The organism is Vibrio sp. E14 (assembly GCF_020515785.1).
Taxonomy (GTDB): domain Bacteria; phylum Pseudomonadota; class Gammaproteobacteria; order Enterobacterales; family Vibrionaceae; genus Vibrio; species Vibrio diabolicus.
The window spans coordinates 78,593-95,556 of the sequence record NZ_JAHPJI010000009.1 but is presented as its reverse complement, the minus strand read 5'-3'; the positions used below and the strand labels follow the sequence as shown (position 1 = coordinate 95,556).

At 43.7% G+C, this 16,964-nt stretch carries 13 protein-coding genes; 4 read left to right on the top strand and 9 right to left on the bottom strand.

Going from position 1 to position 16,964, the window contains the following annotated elements:
- Positions 1-4 precede the first annotated feature (4 nt).
- The 3 genes from lpxK to kdsB are packed head-to-tail and all read left to right on the top strand — an operon-like array spanning position 5 to position 1,927.
- Positions 5-1,012 carry a tetraacyldisaccharide 4'-kinase gene (gene lpxK, locus LIX84_RS19845; RefSeq protein WP_226422020.1) on the top strand — a complete coding sequence of 336 codons (1,008 nt, stop codon included), beginning with the start codon at positions 5-7 and terminating at the stop codon, positions 1,010-1,012.
- Entirely contained in the window at positions 993-1,172 is a 180-nt protein-coding gene (locus tag LIX84_RS19840; protein ID WP_005390649.1) for a Trm112 family protein, read from the top strand. The genes lpxK and LIX84_RS19840 overlap by 20 nt, the downstream gene beginning before the upstream one ends.
- Positions 1,172-1,927 (top strand): 3-deoxy-manno-octulosonate cytidylyltransferase, encoded by a 756-nt coding sequence (kdsB, locus tag LIX84_RS19835; protein WP_005390653.1) that lies wholly within the window; start codon positions 1,172-1,174, stop codon positions 1,925-1,927. Before LIX84_RS19840 ends, kdsB begins: the two co-directional genes overlap by 1 nt.
- Positions 1,928-2,004: 77 nt before the next feature.
- Here kdsB and LIX84_RS19830 read toward each other — a convergent pair whose 3' ends face one another.
- From LIX84_RS19830 to LIX84_RS19790, 9 genes are all read right to left on the bottom strand, one after another.
- Positions 2,005-3,564, bottom strand: coding sequence for a SpoVR family protein (locus tag LIX84_RS19830; RefSeq protein WP_226422019.1), 1,560 nt, complete (start codon positions 3,562-3,564; stop codon positions 2,005-2,007).
- A gap of 11 nt (positions 3,565-3,575) precedes the next feature.
- Positions 3,576-4,847, bottom strand: a complete 1,272-nt coding sequence (locus LIX84_RS19825; protein ID WP_005390656.1) for a YeaH/YhbH family protein — start codon at positions 4,845-4,847, stop codon at positions 3,576-3,578.
- A gap of 47 nt (positions 4,848-4,894) precedes the next feature.
- Entirely contained in the window at positions 4,895-6,829 is a 1,935-nt protein-coding gene (locus LIX84_RS19820) for a PrkA family serine protein kinase (protein ID WP_005390658.1), read from the bottom strand.
- Between the two features lie 486 nt (positions 6,830-7,315).
- Positions 7,316-7,816: a YfbU family protein gene (locus LIX84_RS19815; protein WP_005390659.1), complete on the bottom strand. Its 501-nt coding sequence runs from the start codon at positions 7,814-7,816 to the stop codon at positions 7,316-7,318.
- A 136-nt stretch (positions 7,817-7,952) separates the two neighbouring features.
- Positions 7,953-8,618, bottom strand: a complete 666-nt coding sequence (locus tag LIX84_RS19810) for an energy-coupling factor ABC transporter permease (protein WP_226422018.1) — start codon at positions 8,616-8,618, stop codon at positions 7,953-7,955.
- Between the two features lie 154 nt (positions 8,619-8,772).
- Positions 8,773-9,513: a pyruvate formate lyase 1-activating protein gene (gene pflA, locus LIX84_RS19805; protein ID WP_226422017.1), complete on the bottom strand. Its 741-nt coding sequence runs from the start codon at positions 9,511-9,513 to the stop codon at positions 8,773-8,775.
- 211 nt (positions 9,514-9,724) lie between these two features.
- On the bottom strand, positions 9,725-10,702 hold the full coding sequence (locus tag LIX84_RS19800; protein WP_226422016.1) for a lipid A deacylase LpxR family protein: 978 nt from the start codon (positions 10,700-10,702) through the stop codon (positions 9,725-9,727).
- A 152-nt stretch (positions 10,703-10,854) separates the two neighbouring features.
- On the bottom strand, positions 10,855-13,131 hold the full coding sequence (gene pflB, locus LIX84_RS19795) for a formate C-acetyltransferase (protein ID WP_005390666.1): 2,277 nt from the start codon (positions 13,129-13,131) through the stop codon (positions 10,855-10,857).
- Between the two features lie 305 nt (positions 13,132-13,436).
- Positions 13,437-14,984 (bottom strand): DUF3360 family protein, encoded by a 1,548-nt coding sequence (locus LIX84_RS19790; RefSeq protein ID WP_005390668.1) that lies wholly within the window; start codon positions 14,982-14,984, stop codon positions 13,437-13,439.
- A 456-nt stretch (positions 14,985-15,440) separates the two neighbouring features.
- Between LIX84_RS19790 and LIX84_RS19785 the strand changes: the two genes are divergently transcribed.
- Positions 15,441-16,802 (top strand): hypothetical protein, encoded by a 1,362-nt coding sequence (locus tag LIX84_RS19785; RefSeq protein ID WP_020840322.1) that lies wholly within the window; start codon positions 15,441-15,443, stop codon positions 16,800-16,802.
- Positions 16,803-16,964: the final 162 nt, after the last annotated feature.

The window sequence follows — 16,964 nt, the reverse complement described above, 5'->3', positions numbered from 1 at the left end:
CGCGGTGGTTGAAAAAATCTGGTTTGAAAACCATCCAATAAAATACCTCTTGTGGCCGCTTTTGTGGCCACTGAGTGTATTATTTGGAGCAATAAGTAAGTCTAAGCGAAAGCAATATCAAACAGGCCGTAAGCAAGCCTACAACGCGCCTATCCCTGTTATTGTTGTCGGCAATATCACAGCTGGTGGTAATGGCAAAACGCCAGTTGTGGTTTGGCTTGTTGAGCAACTGCAACAGCTTGGGCTTAAGCCAGGGGTCGTTTCTCGTGGCTATGGAGCAAAAGCTCCGGCCTATCCGTTAGTGCTAAAAGAAGATACGCCTGCGAAACATTGTGGTGATGAGCCTAAGTTGATTCATCGCCGAACAGGAGCGCCTGTTGCGGTAGACCCGGTGCGTTCAAATGCTGTGAAAGCACTGTTAGAGTCAGGTGTGGATATCATTATTACGGACGATGGGTTACAACATTATGCGTTAGGCCGTGATATTGAGTTAGTGATTGTGGATGGGAATCGCCGATTTGGGAATGAAAGCCTCATTCCGCTTGGCCCACTTCGTGAAGGGGTCGAGCGTCTTGCTGAAGTCGACTTTATCATCACCAATGGCGGTCAAGCACATACGGGCGAAATCGCAATGACTTTAGCGCCATCTAAAGCCATTAACCTCAAGACTAAGCAACTTGTGGAAGTTTCTGAGTTAAAAGAGCTAGTGGCATTTGCAGGGATTGGGCATCCACCACGATTTTTTCATACACTAAAATCGATGAACGCAGATGTTAAAGTCACAAAAGGTTTTGCTGACCATCAAGACTTTGACCAACAAGAATTAGAAGCATTGGCTCAACAAGGGGCCAATGTGATTATGACCGAGAAAGATGCTGTCAAGTGCAGCCATTATGCGCAAGATAATTGGTGGTATCTGCCTGTATCTGCCCAGTTTGAACCAAACGATGCAGAGCAAATTTTAAATAGAATAAAAGAGGTTAAAGCGGCTTATGGATCACCGTCTGCTTGAGATTGTAGCTTGCCCTGTTTGCAAAGGTAAGCTGACGTACGATAAAGAGAATCAAGAGTTGATCTGCAAATTGGATCGCCTCGCTTACCCGATCAAAGAGGGTATTCCCGTTCTGCTCGAGCCTGAGGCTCGTACTATGAGTATGGATGAGGGACGCTAATGTCTTTTACGGTTGTCATTCCTTCGCGTTACGCATCGAGCCGTTTGCCTGGTAAACCGTTGGCGGATATTGGCGGTAAGCCAATGGTTCAGTGGGTTTACGAGCAAGCGCTACAAGCGGGTGCGGAAGATGTTATCGTGGCAACTGATGACGAGCGTGTTGCTGATGCTGTCTCGTCGTTTGGTGGTAAAGTCTGTATGACCTCTCCTAACCACGAATCAGGTACTGAACGCCTTGCTGAAGTTGTTGAAAAGATGGCTATTCCTGCAGACCACATTATTGTTAATGTGCAAGGGGACGAGCCTTTGATTCCACCGTCTATCATTCGTCAGGTTGCTGATAACTTATCGGGGTGTGACGCTCCGATGGCGACATTAGCCGTAGAAATAGACTCGGAAGAAGAAGTGTTCAATCCGAATGCAGTTAAAGTTGTGGCTAATGAGCAAGGCTATGCGATGTACTTTAGCCGAGCAACTATCCCTTGGGATCGCGATAACTTTGCCAAACAAGACAAAATCATTGCCAACCCATTAATGCGTCATATTGGTATTTATGCTTATCGAGCTGGTTTCATTAATACGTATGTAAACTGGGCTCCGAGCGCATTGGAGCAGATCGAGTGCCTTGAGCAACTACGAGTGCTTTGGTACGGTGAAAAAATTCATGTAGCGGTAGCGAAAGAAGCGCCAGCAGCCGGCGTTGATACGCCAGAAGATCTAGAGGCGGTGCGCGCTATTGTGGCGAAGCAAGCATAACCAAAGGTCACATTGAATTAAGAACGAGAAAGGCTCCTGAATTAGGAGCCTTTTTGTTGCTTATATCCAAGTATTAGTTAGATGTTTGTGTCATATTGGCTTCGTTTAGGGCAGGTCGCTAAGACTTCTCGGTGACCTGTGTCTTTTACTTCTTGCAGAATGACATCAAATCCCCACAATCGGTATACGTGTTTCAGAACTTCTTCGTAACTGTCATCAAGCGGGATTCGGTTATGAGGTACGTATTGCAACGTGAGTGAGCGGTCCCCACGAACATCGACATTAAATACCTGAATGTTTGGCTCAAGGTTAGATAAGTTGTACTGAGCGGCTAAGGTTTCTCTAATGCGTTTATAACCCATCTCATCGTGTATCGCGGCGACTTCAATAAAGTTTTTGTGGTCATCATCGTTGATCGCAAACAGCTTGAAATCACGCATTAATTTCGGAGAAAGGTATTGGCTAATGAAGCTTTCATCTTTGAAATTATGCATCGCGAAATGTACCGCATCTAACCAATCGGTTCCTGCCAAATCCGGAAACCACTCCTTGTCCTCATCAGTTGGTTCTTCACAGATACGTTTAATATCTCGGAACATTGCAAAGCCCAAGGCGTATGGATTAATACCATTAAAGTAAGGGCTATTATAAGGCGGTTGAGCTACCACACTGGTATGGCTATGTAAGAACTCTAGTATGAACTTTTCGGATACCAAACCCTCATCGTAAAGATGGTTGAGAATGGTGTAATGCCAGAATGTTGCCCAGCCTTCGTTCATTACCTGCGTTTGTTTTTGCGGATAAAAATACTGACTGATTTTGCGTACAATCCGCACGACTTCACGTTGCCACGGCTCTAGTAGCGGGGCATGCTTTTCGAAAAAGTAGAGCAAGTTTTCCTGAGGCTCGCTTGGGAACCGTTCTTTAAGATCTTCCTCTTTGGTTTTGGCTCTTGGTACTGTGCGCCACAATTCATTCACTTGAGACTGTAAGTATGCCTCGCGTTCTTCTTGTCGCGCTTTCTCTTCGGTAATGGAGATTTTCTCTGGTCGCTTGTAACGATCTACACCAAAGTTCATTAAGGCGTGGCAGGAGTCGAGCAGTTTTTCCACTTCCTGTACTCCATATCGCTCCTCACATTCAGCTAAGTACTTTTTGGCAAACAGCAAATAATCGATGATGGAGCTAGCGTCCGTCCAGGTTTGGAACAGATAATTACCTTTGAAGAAAGAGTTGTGCCCGTAACAAGCGTGAGCAATCACCAGCGCTTGCATTGTCACGGTGTTTTCTTCCATCAAATAGGCGATACACGGATTGGAGTTAATGACAATCTCGTAGGCTAACCCCATTTGACCATGCTTATAGTTCTGTTCCGTTTGGATGAACTTTTTACCAAACGACCAGTGGTTGTAATTGATGGGCATACCAATACTTGAGTAGGCATCCATCATTTGTTCGGAAGTAATCACTTCTATCTGGTTAGGGTAAGTGTCTAGGCGATAGTGTTGTGCGACACGCTTAATCTCTTTGTGGTAGCGTTCCAACAGCTCAAATGTCCAATCCGGTCCATCTGGCAGCATTTTGCTATTACGCTTCTTAGGCGCCTCTCCTGAGAGGTTTTTCGTTGCGGTACTCATCGCTAGCCTCCTTACGCCGTTTCTTTTTGGAATAGTTCACGGAAGACTGGGAAAATATCCTCCACAGAGCGAATGTTTTTCATTGCGAAGTTCGGAAATTCATCGGTGAGTTTTTCGTACTCATGCCATAAAGTTTGGTGCGAGCGTCGTGTGATCTCTATGTAGGAGTAGTACTGACAGTTTGGCAGTAGTTTGTTCACTAATAGATCGCGGCATCTTGGCGAGTCATCTGCCCAGTTATCACCATCGGATGCTTGCGCAGCATAAATGTTCCATTGTCCAATTGGATAGCGCTCTTTTACGATTTCGTCCATCAGTTTCAATGCGCTGGATACAATGGTGCCCCCGGTTTCTTGCGAGTAGAAGAACTCGTGCTCGTCCACTTCTTTCGCTTGGGTGTGGTGGCGAATAAAGACAACGTCTACATTCTCGTAAGTACGAGTTAAGAACAGGTATAACAGAACGTAAAAACGTTTTGCGATGTCTTTCGTTGCTTGATCCATCGAGCCCGATACGTCCATCAAACAAAACATCACAGCTTGACTAGATGGTACAGGGCGTTTTTCATAGTTTTTAAAGCGTAAGTCGAAGGTGTCAATAAATGGAACCCCCTCAATTTTCTTACGCAGCTCTTCAATTTCAGCCTTCAAGCGGTTCTCTTCAAACTGCTGAGCGGGTTCAATGTTTTTGATACGAGCAAGTTCATCTTCTAGCTCTTTGAGAAGACGTTTCTTACCTGCGGTCATTGCCGTACGTCGTGCAAGAGATTGTTGTAGCGAACGTACTACCGCAATGTTTGAAGGGATACCAGCAGTTTGAAAGCCTGCGCGGTGCGTTTTCCATTCAGTAATTTTGGCAATTTGGTTTTTTTCTAGATTAGGCAGCTCGAGATCTTCGAACAAAATATCGAGGTACTCATCTTTTGATATTTGGAATACAAATTCGTCTTGGCCTTCTCCATCTGGACTGGCATTGCCTTCTCCCGAGCCACTACCTTGACCGCCACCTTTAGGACGCTCAATTTTATCACCAGTAATGAACTGGTCATTGCCGGGATGAACTCGTTCGCGAACACCACCTTTGCCTTGATGAAAGATCGGCTCATTGATGTCTTTGTGAGGGATAGAGACGTCTTCGCCCGTTTCCGTATTCGTAATCGAGCGTCGATTCACTGCGTCTGCTACCGACTCTTTTATTTGCTCTTTGTGGCGCTTCAAGAAGCGCTGTCGATTAACAGCGCTCTTGTTCTTGCCATTGAGCCTTCGGTCTATAAATTGCGCCATGAAATAGCCCTCTTCATGTTTCACAAGCGACCTAACTCAATACTGGGTTAGGATGACTTACGTACTCGTAGGTACCACTCAGAAAGTAGGCGAACCTGTTTCTCGGTATAGCCTTTTTCCATCATGCGAGCGACAAAGTCGTCATGCTTCTTCTGATCTTCAGAAGAGGTTTTCGCATTAAATGAGATAACCGGAAGTAGCTCTTCGGTATTGGAGAACATTTTTTTCTCGATTACTGTGCGCAGTTTTTCGTAGCTGGTCCAAACCGGGTTTTGACCATTGTTATTCGCTTTCGCACGAAGCACAAAGTTAACGATTTCGTTTCGGAAATCTTTCGGGTTAGAAATACCAGCGGTTTTCTCGATCTTCTCTAGCTCAGCGTTGAGTGAAGATCGATCAAATAGCTGACCAGTTTCTGGATCTCGGTACTCTTGGTCTTGAATCCAGAAGTCTGCATAGGTGACATAGCGGTCGAAGATATTCTGACCGTATTCAGAGTAAGACTCGAGATAAGCGGTCTGAATCTCTTTACCGATAAATTCAACGTAGCGAGGCACTAGATAGCCTTTCAAGAACTCGAGATATTTCTCTGCCGTTTCAGCAGGGAACTGTTCACGTTCAACCTGTTGTTCAATCACATAGAACAGATGTACAGGGTTAGCTGCCACCTCTGTTTGATCAAAGTTAAATACGCGTGACAAAATCTTAAAGGCGAAACGTGTAGAGAGACCATTCATGCCTTCATCGACACCCGCATAATCACGATACTCTTGATAGCTTTTTGCCTTTGGATCGGTGTCTTTGAGCGTTTCACCATCGTAGACGCGCATTTTTGAGAAAATGGATGAATTTTCAGGCTCTTTCAGGCGTGAAAGAATACTGAATTGCGCTAGAGTTTCGAGCGTGCTTGGAGAACAAGGAGCCTGAGACAGCTCACTGTTTTCAAGCAGTTTTTGGTAAATTTTCACTTCTTCGGATACGCGGAGACAGTAAGGTACTTTTACAATGTACACACGGTCGAGGAAGGCTTCGTTATTTTTGTTATTACGGAAGGTCTGCCACTCAGATTCGTTCGAGTGAGCCAGAATCATACCGTCGAATGGAATCGCAGATAGACCTTCAGTACCGTTGAAGTTACCTTCTTGCGTTGCCGTCAATAGTGGGTGAAGTACTTTGATCGGCGCTTTGAACATCTCAACGAATTCCATTAAACCTTGGTTTGCTTTACACAGCGCACCGGAGTAGCTGTAGGCATCTGGGTCGTCTTGCGAATAATGTTCGAGTTTACGGATATCGACTTTACCAACCAGTGATGAAATATCTTGGTTGTTTTCATCCCCAGGTTCTGTTTTAGCAATACCGATCTGATCGAGAATTGAAGGGCGAACTTTCACTACCTTAAATTTAGTGATATCGCCGCCAAATTCATGAAGGCGCTTAGCGGCCCATGGCGACATAATCGAGCGAAGATAACGTTGCTCGATGCCATATTCTTTTTTCAAAATATCGCCGTCTTCCGTGGCTTTGAATAGACAGAATGGATGGTCATTCACTGGGCTACGTTCGCCATTAGCAGTAAGAACATAGATAGGCATCTGTTCCATCAAAGCCTTAAGTTTTTCAGCAAGTGAGGACTTACCACCGCCGACAGGACCGAGTAGGTAAAGGATCTGCTTACGTTCCTCTAAACCTTGCGCCGCGTGTTTTAGGTAAGACACAATTTGCTCTATGGCATCTTCCATACCATAAAAATCTTTAAAGGTTTCATAACGAGAGATAACACGATTCGAGAAGATGCGGCTCAATCTCGGGTCTTTTGCCGTATCAATTATCTCTGGTTCACCGATCGCCATCAGTAGGCGTTCTGCTGCATTAGCATAAGCGCTTTTGTCATCCTTACACAGGGCTAGAAACTCCTGTAACGACATCTCTTCATCTTTTGCAGCTTCATATCTTGATTGATAGTGGTCGAAAATACTCATGTCGCTTTCCCCTTTAATAGTCAGTCTACCGACGAACGTTGATTCAGGCTTTCCCACCTATTGTTATGCTCCTTGTTGTTTGAATATACGTCCTGTTATCACATTTGGTTCGTACAGAATGTAAGATTGGCGACACCAAAGACTTTGCTTTATGGACAGTTTTTTCATTACAACGGTGAGCGGTGGGTATGAATCTTTCAATCACAGCCTTTCTCTACTTAAGCCTAGTCGGGGATTTGCAATTTTGCTTAACAATTATGAATTTATTGCAAAAGTGACATTTGAATCACTCTTTCACTGAAGATGAATTTATGTCGTGAATAGGTGCAATAGAAATCAGATATTTGGCAAAGACAGACGAGTCTCAGTGATTCATTGCTCTACATCGCATAAGGTAAGCGTAAGAAGACGGAAAAGCAGCGGTAAGGTTGTGACAGGGCAAATAAAAAAGGAAAGCGAGTGCTTTCCTTTTCGTAGACGAATAGTTTATGCGCTGAAGATTTGTGCAAGCTCGTTTTCGCATAAATGGTACTGACGAGGGCAGTTGCGCCAAGTTTGTAGCATACGACGGTATTTATCCAGCATTGGCATTTGGCTGTTAAAGTGATGGTCTGCTTTATCAAATTGAGGGTACAGACCTTCAGAATCAATAAGGAAGCGTACGTAATGGACTTGTTGGGCCTCAGAAGCAATATCAAACCCAAGGAACTGCAAGCGGCGCTGATCCACTTTGTTACGATCTTCGGTATCGAGCATGTTGTAAGATTCTTGCATCGCGTGATACATCTCCATAACGTCGATGATCTCACGACACTCCGCTTCTGACAGACAGCCGAAATCTTTATTCAACTCACGCATTTGTAGCTCATAGCCACGTTCAACGATCGTTTGTAAGCGTTTGTATTTGGCCGCATTACTTGGATCAAGTTGAGACATAAGGTTGTATTGGTTTGATAGAATCAAACGTTGAGCGTTTGACATTTCCATGATGACCTCACTAGATATCTAATACATTTTTAATGTGCTTAGGTTAACGCTTAAGACATGAGTGAAACATGATCTCAACACATATTTAATACTAAAAAATGGCAAGAACTGTCACTTTTGACCAGTTTAAAAACACTTATTTATGGTAATGATTGTATATGTAGTCTCGGTCTGAAAATACTCTTAGCCACTCTGGCTTGAATACGGTTAAAACCGCCAGTGACATACCATTTAATAGGCCCTCAGGGAAGGCAAGCAACGGTACAAAAATAAAGTAGTTATGTTGAATGGTTTCCCAATCGTAATGACCAACCGATAAATGGTAAAAGGAGTTAATCAGCAGATGCAGGCTTCCTGTTATCGCGCCGTTGAAAAAACCTGCAACGAAGATGAATACAAAAATGTTTCTTGGCAAGTAGTGATAACTCAAAAGAAAGACGAGGTAACTAATGAAGATAGGAAGCAGGGCAGACAATACTAAAGACGTGGGTAACTGTAACAACGACACATCATGTAGCAGGTGATTGACCAGCATTGCAGGGATACTGATTAGAAAGGCCATACGCCAACCATACATCATCGTCAGCGTTGTTAGCTCGAGAAAATGAATCTGTAGTCCTTCTTTTACGCCAGCTTGAGTTGCCCATAAGATACTGAAAAAAAAGAGTGTTGCGAAAACGAGGTGCTGAAATGCTTTTTCCTTTTCAAGCTTGGGCCAAACTACTTTTTTCCAATCTGGTAGACAGTAGGCGAGTACTATCCAAAGTATGACAACCAGCGAGCCCAAGTTAAACCAATCCATGTTACTACCTTCCTATGCGATCATGACGCAATCATTTCTATTGTTCTTTTTATACCTAAATCACCTCATAGAGATTCATTGAAGGTACTTAGGTATAGTTAAAAAAATACCAGCAATATGCTGGTATTTTAAAGAGGTTAGTCTTGCTGTTCACTTAGTATTTTACGTTATCGTTGTACTGCGCAAGAATGGATTGAATCTCGTCCATGGTTTCTTTCGGTGGAGGGTTTACCCCTTCGAGTGGGTATTCTAAGCCCAATGCTTCCCATTTATGGGCACCCAATTTGTGATAAGGAAGTAACTCGATCTTTTCGATGTTATCCATATCTTTAATAAACTCACCAAGCATGTGTGCTGCTTCAGGATCATCCGTGTAACCTGGCACGACTACATAGCGAATCCAAGTTTTCTTTCCGATTTTTTGCAAGTAACGAGCAAAGTCCAATGTACGTCGGTTCGATACGCCGATGAGATCTTGGTGCACTTCATCTTTCATGTGCTTGATATCAAGCATTACTAAGTCTGTTGCATCCAGTACTTCATCGATAACATCAGTGTGTTTACGAACATAACCGTTCGTATCTAGACACGTATGAATACCTTCTGCCTTAGCTGCGCGGAAAAAGTCTCGTACAAATTCAGGCTGAAGCATCGCTTCGCCGCCAGAACAAGTAACGCCACCACCTGATGCATTCATGAAGTGGCGGTAACTTTTCGCTTCGGAAATGATCTCTTCAACCGTAACTTCTTTGCCATCATGCGTATCCCATGTATCGCGATTGTGGCAATACTTACAGCGCATCAAACAACCTTGCAAGAAGACGATAAAACGAATACCAGGTCCGTCTACGGTACCACATGACTCAAATGAGTGAATACGACCAGTTGTTGACATCTTTTGCTCTCATTACTAGTAAATTCTAGCTGTTATTTTATTACAAAAAGCAGGGTTAAAACAGCTTTGTCGGTACTAAAGGCAAGGTTATGTGAAGAAAGAAAATAGATAGACCAATCTAAATAAATGCTTGATCACAGGGTTGGTTAATACCAAACGAGAGAACTTGCCTCGTATTTAGATTGGTGCGGATACAGGGATAAGTCAGCTTTTAGAAAAAGGCGAACACAGAGAAGGAGCCTGTCCCATAAATATCAGTTTGGGATTCTTCATAATCTGGCGTTTTTATCGTAAAGGTTAGGCTTGCACCGTAATTTTGGTTATACCAAGTTGCACCCGCTACGGCGCTTGCTTGCCAATTTTGCAGTGTGACGTCGTATGGCGCGGATGGCTCAGGAATACCAGGGCGATCACCTTCGATGGTCATGTCATTGAAACGGTAACGACCTTCAAACCCCGTAAATAAGAACCAGCTTGAAGTATCCTGTGCGAGCATACTCGCTGAGAACGGGCTCTCAACACTAATATTGGCGGCTCCGATGCTGCTTGCTAGGTTTGTACCCCAACGAAACATGACGCCTTGAGAGACATCACTACGGAAGTTACCCGCATTGATGTCGTTAATGTTGGTGATTTCCCATTGCGTTTTTTGTTCTTCGCTGCGCATCAATTTATTAAATACGCGGTAGCCAAGGCTAAACGCTACTTTATCGTCGATCTGGTAATCCCAACCTTGTGGGTCAGTCGAGCCTGTTATGCCGTGAACGATTTCTTGCGCTTTTTCTGAAAGCGAACTTTCACCTGTTGCACCGATGGTGAAGTTGTAGCGGACGGCCTTATCATCAGTCAAAGAAAGATAGTTGATCTCAGTATGTAGATAACCCGCATATGGGCGATCATTGACCAGTGGGTAATCCGCTTCAATGTCGCTTGGAGTCCACATTTTGTGGCCAAGAACCAACTCTATTTTATCGATATTGGCGTGTACTGAGTCTGCCAGACTCAGCCATTTCCATTGGCTTTCTTGTTTCAGTTGGCCTGTTGCGTAGGAAAGAAAAATACCATTTGTGTAGTCTTGGTCGACGCCGAAAATACCATCATTGTCGAGTGTAAAAGAGACCGTAGACTTAGTGGATGCCATCGCAACTGGAGAAAGAAGAGTAAGAACAATTAATTTACTGAGTTTCATATACTTTATTTACTAACTTTTTTCGCATCATACGTAAGAATGTGGGCAAAATCTTTCGTAATATCACAACTTTCATTCAAGAAATAAAAAAAGGCTGATGCTTCTAAGCATCAGCCTTTGTTGTATCACTAAAACGTTACTTCGCTAAAGTCTTATAGAGACTCTGTGAATGTACGTGCGATTACGTCAGCTTGTTGCTCTGCAGTTAGAGAGTTAAAGCGAACAGCGTAACCAGATACACGGATTGTTAGCTGAGGGTATTTCTCTGGGTGCTTAACAGCGTCTTCTAGAGTTTCGCGGTTAAGAACGTTCACGTTTAGGTGTTGACCACCTTCGATACCCGCTTCGTGGTGGAAGTAACCATCCATCAGGCCAGCTAGGTTAGCGCGTTGTGAACCCTCATCTTTACCTAGTGCATTAGGTACGATAGAGAATGTGTAAGAGATACCATCTTGTGCGTCAGCAAACGGCAGTTTTGCAACTGAAGTTAGTGATGCTACGGCACCTTTCTCATCGCGACCGTGCATTGGGTTAGCACCTGGAGCAAATGGAGCACCAGCACGACGACCGTCAGGTGTGTTACCAGTTTTTTTACCGTAAACCACGTTTGAAGTGATAGTAAGAATTGACTGAGTAGGGATTGCATCACGGTAAGTCTTAAGCTTACGGATTTTGCCCATAAATACAGAAACAAGTTCACATGCGATATCATCAACGCGTGGGTCGTTGTTACCAAATTTAGGGTAATCACCTTCGATTTCGAAGTCGATTGCTAGACCGTCTTCGTCACGGATTGGCTTAACTTTTGCGTATTTGATTGCAGACAGAGAGTCAGCCGCAACAGATAGACCAGCAATACCACAAGCCATAGTACGTTTAACGTCACGGTCATGTAGAGCCATTAGTGCCGCTTCGTAGCTGTACTTGTCGTGCATGAAGTGGATAGCGTTTAGTGCAGTCACGTATTGCTTCGCTAGCCAATCCATGAAGTGGTCCATTTTCTCCCACAACTCATCGTAGTTCAGTACATCGCCTTCGATCTTCGGCATTTGTGGACCAACTTGGATTTTTAGCTTCTCATCCACACCACCGTTGATGGTGTAAAGCATAGTTTTCGCAAGGTTAGCACGAGCACCAAAGAACTGCATTTGCTTACCAACAACCATTGGAGATACACAACATGCGATTGCGTAGTCGTCAGAGTTCATGTCTGGACGCATTAGGTCGTCGTTTTCGTACTGGATTGAAGAAGTATCGATAGACACTTTCGCACAGAACTTCTTGAAGCCTTCAGGTAGTTGCTCAGACCAAAGAACAGTGATGTTTGGCTCTGGAGAAGGACCCATTGTGTATAGTGAGTTTAGGAAACGGAAGTTTGTACGAGTAACTAGCGTACGACCGTCAAGACCCATACCACCCATAGACTCAGTTGCCCAGATAGGGTCGCCAGAGAATAGATCATCGTACTCAGGAGTACGTAGGAAACGAACCATACGTAGTTTCATTACGAAGTGGTCGATCATTTCCTGAGCTTGTTCTTCTGTGATGCGGCCAGCAGCGATATCGCGCTCGATGAAGATGTCTAGGAACGTAGAAGTACGGCCTAGAGACATTGCCGCGCCGTTTTGAGATTTAACAGCAGCTAGGTAACCGAAGTAAGTCCACTGGATAGCTTCTTGTGCAGTTTCAGCAGGACGAGAAATGTCACAACCGTATTTTGCAGCCATTTCTTTGATTTGACCTAGAGCACGGTGTTGCTCTGCGATCTCTTCACGAAGCTGCATTGTCATTTGTAGGTCTTCGCCGTTCTCGAAACGCTCTTGTAGAGAAGAGAACTGTGCGAATTTATCCTTCATTAGGAAATCAATACCGTATAGAGCAACACGACGGTAGTCACCGATGATACGACCACGACCGTATGCATCAGGAAGACCAGTCAATACGCCAGACTTACGACACGCCATGATTTGTGGAGTGTAGATGTCGAAAACGCCTTGGTTGTGAGTTTTACGGTATTCTGTGTAGATTTTCTTAACTTGTGGGTCAAGCTCGCGGTTGTAGGCTTTGCATGAGCCTTCAACCATACGGATACCACCGTTAGGGATGATCGCACGTTTTAGAGGAGCGTCAGTTTGAAGACCTACGATAGTTTCTAGGTCTTTTTCGATGTAGCCTGCATCGTGAGCAGTGATGGTAGAGATAACTGAAGTATCAAAATCAACAGGAGCGTGAGTCGCGTTCTCTTGTTTGATGCCTTCCATTACCTTAGCCCAAAGCTTGTTAGTCGCTTCAGTACCTTCAGAAACTAGGAAAGATTCGTCGCCTTCGTACGGAGTGTAGTTCTTCTGAATGAAATCACGAACGTTTACTTCGTTTTGCCAGTCGCCTGCAGCAAAACCTTCCCAAGCTTTAGCAAATTGCTCTGCCATGACATACCTACCTTTTTAGTAGAAAAAAATACGTACTGCTTCGCCGTTGAGCCAGCTATCCCCAAGTTAAAGAGGGGAACAGTACACTCTTATGAATAACAATATTTATAGTCTTAAATTTAAATGTTCGAGTTACAAAACTATAAATATTGTCACTAGTTTTAACGTTTCTCTTTTTAAGCAACAGTTAGAGGTTAAACTAAAATTTTTTTGCAAACCTTAAACTAAATCAATAAATCCTCAAAAATCTCGATAAAAATGGGGTAGCGACTAGCGCTACCCACACATTTTCTGAACTGTCAGCTTTACAGCCAAGCTTGGATGCCATATTGGCCTTCAAGCATACCAACTGCAAGCATAGCAACTAAACAGATAATAAGTACGCTTACTGGGATCACAATCTTGTCTACAAACGACAAGCGAGACGCGCGCTCTTTATCACCAATTAAGCCGTTGTTATCTAAAAGCATAGTTAGTGCCCAAGCTAGAACAGGGTTAACGACTGCTGAACCAAAGATACAGATGCCTGCTGCTTGTGAATCTTTTGAGTCTTTCACCATCTGCATGCCTGCTTCAAGTAGTGGTAGAGAGACACCAACGAGAAGAGCAACGCGCATAACTGGTGGCCATACTGCAACATCCATAGGGAAACCAAGGATTGCAACAATAATACATAGAGAACCTAGTAAGATTGCACCGCCAGGAATAGGGCGCTTCGCGATTGCTGCAGGGATCATGTAAGTCCCCCAAGATGATGTGATGTTACCACCACCGACAGCGGTACCGACCATTTGGCGCACAGAACACATTGTCATTGTGTCATCAACGTCCATCAGTACTTTTTCACTCTTACGTGGGTAGTTCATTTCTTGGAAGATGCGGTGACCCAAGAAGTCAGGAGACCACATTGCTACAGCAAGAATTGCGAATGGTAGAGAAGCGATGAAGTGTTCCATATTAGGAAGACCAAGCATCCAACCTTCTTCTGTTGAACCCCACCAGTAGATTGGGTTTAGGTTTGGAAGACCCGTCTCGGTTACGAATTTAATATCGAAGCCTGCGCCAAGAACAAGTGCGATTGCAAGGCCAGTGAAGGCACAAACAGGGATTGCTAGCCAGCGTTTGTTCACTTTAGCAAGAAACGCGTACAGGCCAATGGTAACCGCAAGAACGATTAGACCGATGTAACCCATGCTACCTGCGGCAACTGTGTCGGATTGCAAACCAACAGCCCAAGCTTGAATGGAATTAATTTGGCTCATCGTTCCGGTTAAACCCAAGAAGATGAGAAGGCCACCAGCCGTACCTTCAGAGGTGAGGTTAACCAGTTTTGAACCACCTTTTAACAGGCTCAGAATTAAACCAAACACACCAATAAGAATTGCCAATGCAAGAGGGTGAGCACCAGCAAGCGCGATGGTACCAATAAGAGGGATCATTGGGCCGTGGTTACCTGCTAGGTTGGCTTTAGGGTTAATAAAGCCAGAAGCAAGTACACAGAAAAGAAGTGCAGGGATGAGCATCTCTACACGGGCAACTTCGATGGCGAAATCTTTGCCCAGGTTAACATGGTCCCATGCGGCAGTTAGGCCTTCAGCCCAAGACATCATTACCGCAGAGTACATCGCGATAATACCAATCGTACCGGCAAGTGCTGGAACAAGATCTTCAAGTTCAAAACGGAAGTCACGACCTGGCAAGTTTAAGCCGAAACGACGCGGCTTCATAATTTGTAGTTCGTGGTCTAGGTAGTCTGAACGGCTTGCGAACTCAGATGCTGGACGATGAAGCTCACGGTAGCTCTTGGTCTCGATATCTGAATCAGAGTGCGTTTTGTTAACTGCGTCTGACATAGATTCCTCATATATTTAAAAGTTATGAATTCTTCATTCAATTGTGTTAATCCGCATCCTGCGGCACGCTTATGCTAGCTATTATTAGATTTGTTACACGTCGACATTGTGCCTAAGCATAGCTAATAACTTATTGTGTTGAGGCACAAAAAAATCCTCATCTTTTGGCAGGAGTCTAGCAAGATAGCCATTTAGGGTGATTGATTTAGATCACTTTAAGAATGGTTGTGAAATAAAACTACAGAAAGTTTCTGGCATGCGAATGAGATGGTGAAATCTTGTGTAATTTCATTACACAAGTTGCATAAAATTAGAATTTGTTGCTCTTATCGTTCGAGGGATTCGGGGTAAATATCAATATTCATGATGATTATATAAAGCTGGCTTTATTCTTGCTTTCTACAGAGCAAAGACGATTTTTTGGCTAATCATTGCCGCTCAGTTTAGGAAAAAGACATGAAACAGCTTAAAGTACTGCCACTAGTGGCAATCATCTCAGGGTTAATGGTCGGTTGTGGCGGCGGTGGCGGTGGCGGCGGTGGTGGTACTCCGTCCGACTATGTCACTCTTACTTTTATTCAGAAAGTGACAACTACAACTGATAAATCTGCTACTTGCACTATTTTCGATAAAGTACAGAAAGATAACATTACGACATATACGTATGCGCGAAAGGCTAGCGATGTAACAGTTTATATCCATGATTCGAAGGGCAATGTCATCGATACTAAACACCCTGATACTAATGGGGTTCTAACTATTGATAAGTATCCTTTGGAGGCTAATAGCTATGTTACGGTTATAGATTCTCCGAGTGATAGTGACCCTTTCTATAAAGCGTTATCTATCCAAAAAGAGTATCTTGAGTCGCAACTTATACAAGTCAAAAGACCGCAAGTTGACAAATGTTATTCAGCAGATGCTACACCTGTTCCTCAAAAAGGTTACATCTTAGCATCAACACTAAACGTGCAAGCTGATAGTTACCAATTTTTGTCTTCCCAAGAGGGCAATAGCATCGATACATCTAACTCTAAGGAAGTTGAAAAACTCGGCGATGAATCAGTTCTTGTTAAAGGTATCCTTAATGGAAAACTTTCTGGTTATGAATTTACGAGTAAATTAGGCTCTGAGTCTGCGCCTTCCATAGCAGTACTGGAAACTATTGATACAGATTTGGATTGGACAAACCTATTTGCTCCAACATCAAATCTTGAGTCTCTAAACATTAGTCTAAGTAAAGGTTCATACAGTTACTCTTGGTTTACGCCAGATGTTGCTACGGAAGAGTCGTTCCCTATATCAAGCCTTGATAATAATTATCACTACCAAGCTTATGGCACGTTAACGACAGGTTGGAAATTTAAAACTGTAGGCGGAATCTTAGGTTCTCTCGATGTCAAATTGCCGGACTCATTGCAGACTTACGATGTTAAGCCCTCTATTATCAACTCTGGAGTAAATGGAGTTGTGCGAATCACGGGAGTGGACTCTTCGAACGAGTTAGTTGTCCGCGCGAAGTATACTCAAAGTGTTAGTTCACCTACAATCAAAACGCTAGAGCACGTAATTATTGGTAAACCGGCGGGGTCACAACTGGTGATTCCAGATTTGACTCAAACGGGGCTTTCCTCAGCTACCCCTGAAACTTTGTCTGTGGATGCTTATGAGTACGACAGTTTGTCAGAAGCGCAGGTGCAAAACTTAATGGCGCAATATGAAGACGAAGACACTGTTGCATTGGTCGTAAAACCAAGCCAAAGAGCGAGGCATGATACTGACATCCGAACCCTTAAATATACTAAGTTGTCACGATAATTGTTAAAAATATTCATTATTTAGCCCCTCGCTTGAGGGGCTTTTTTGTGGTCTATATTCACGAATAAAAGAATATGTTGCTATATATTGCATATTAATTTGTCTATCGTATCTATCTATTCGATTTATTTAGGTTAATAATTTGTTGCAACTTTCTAGGGG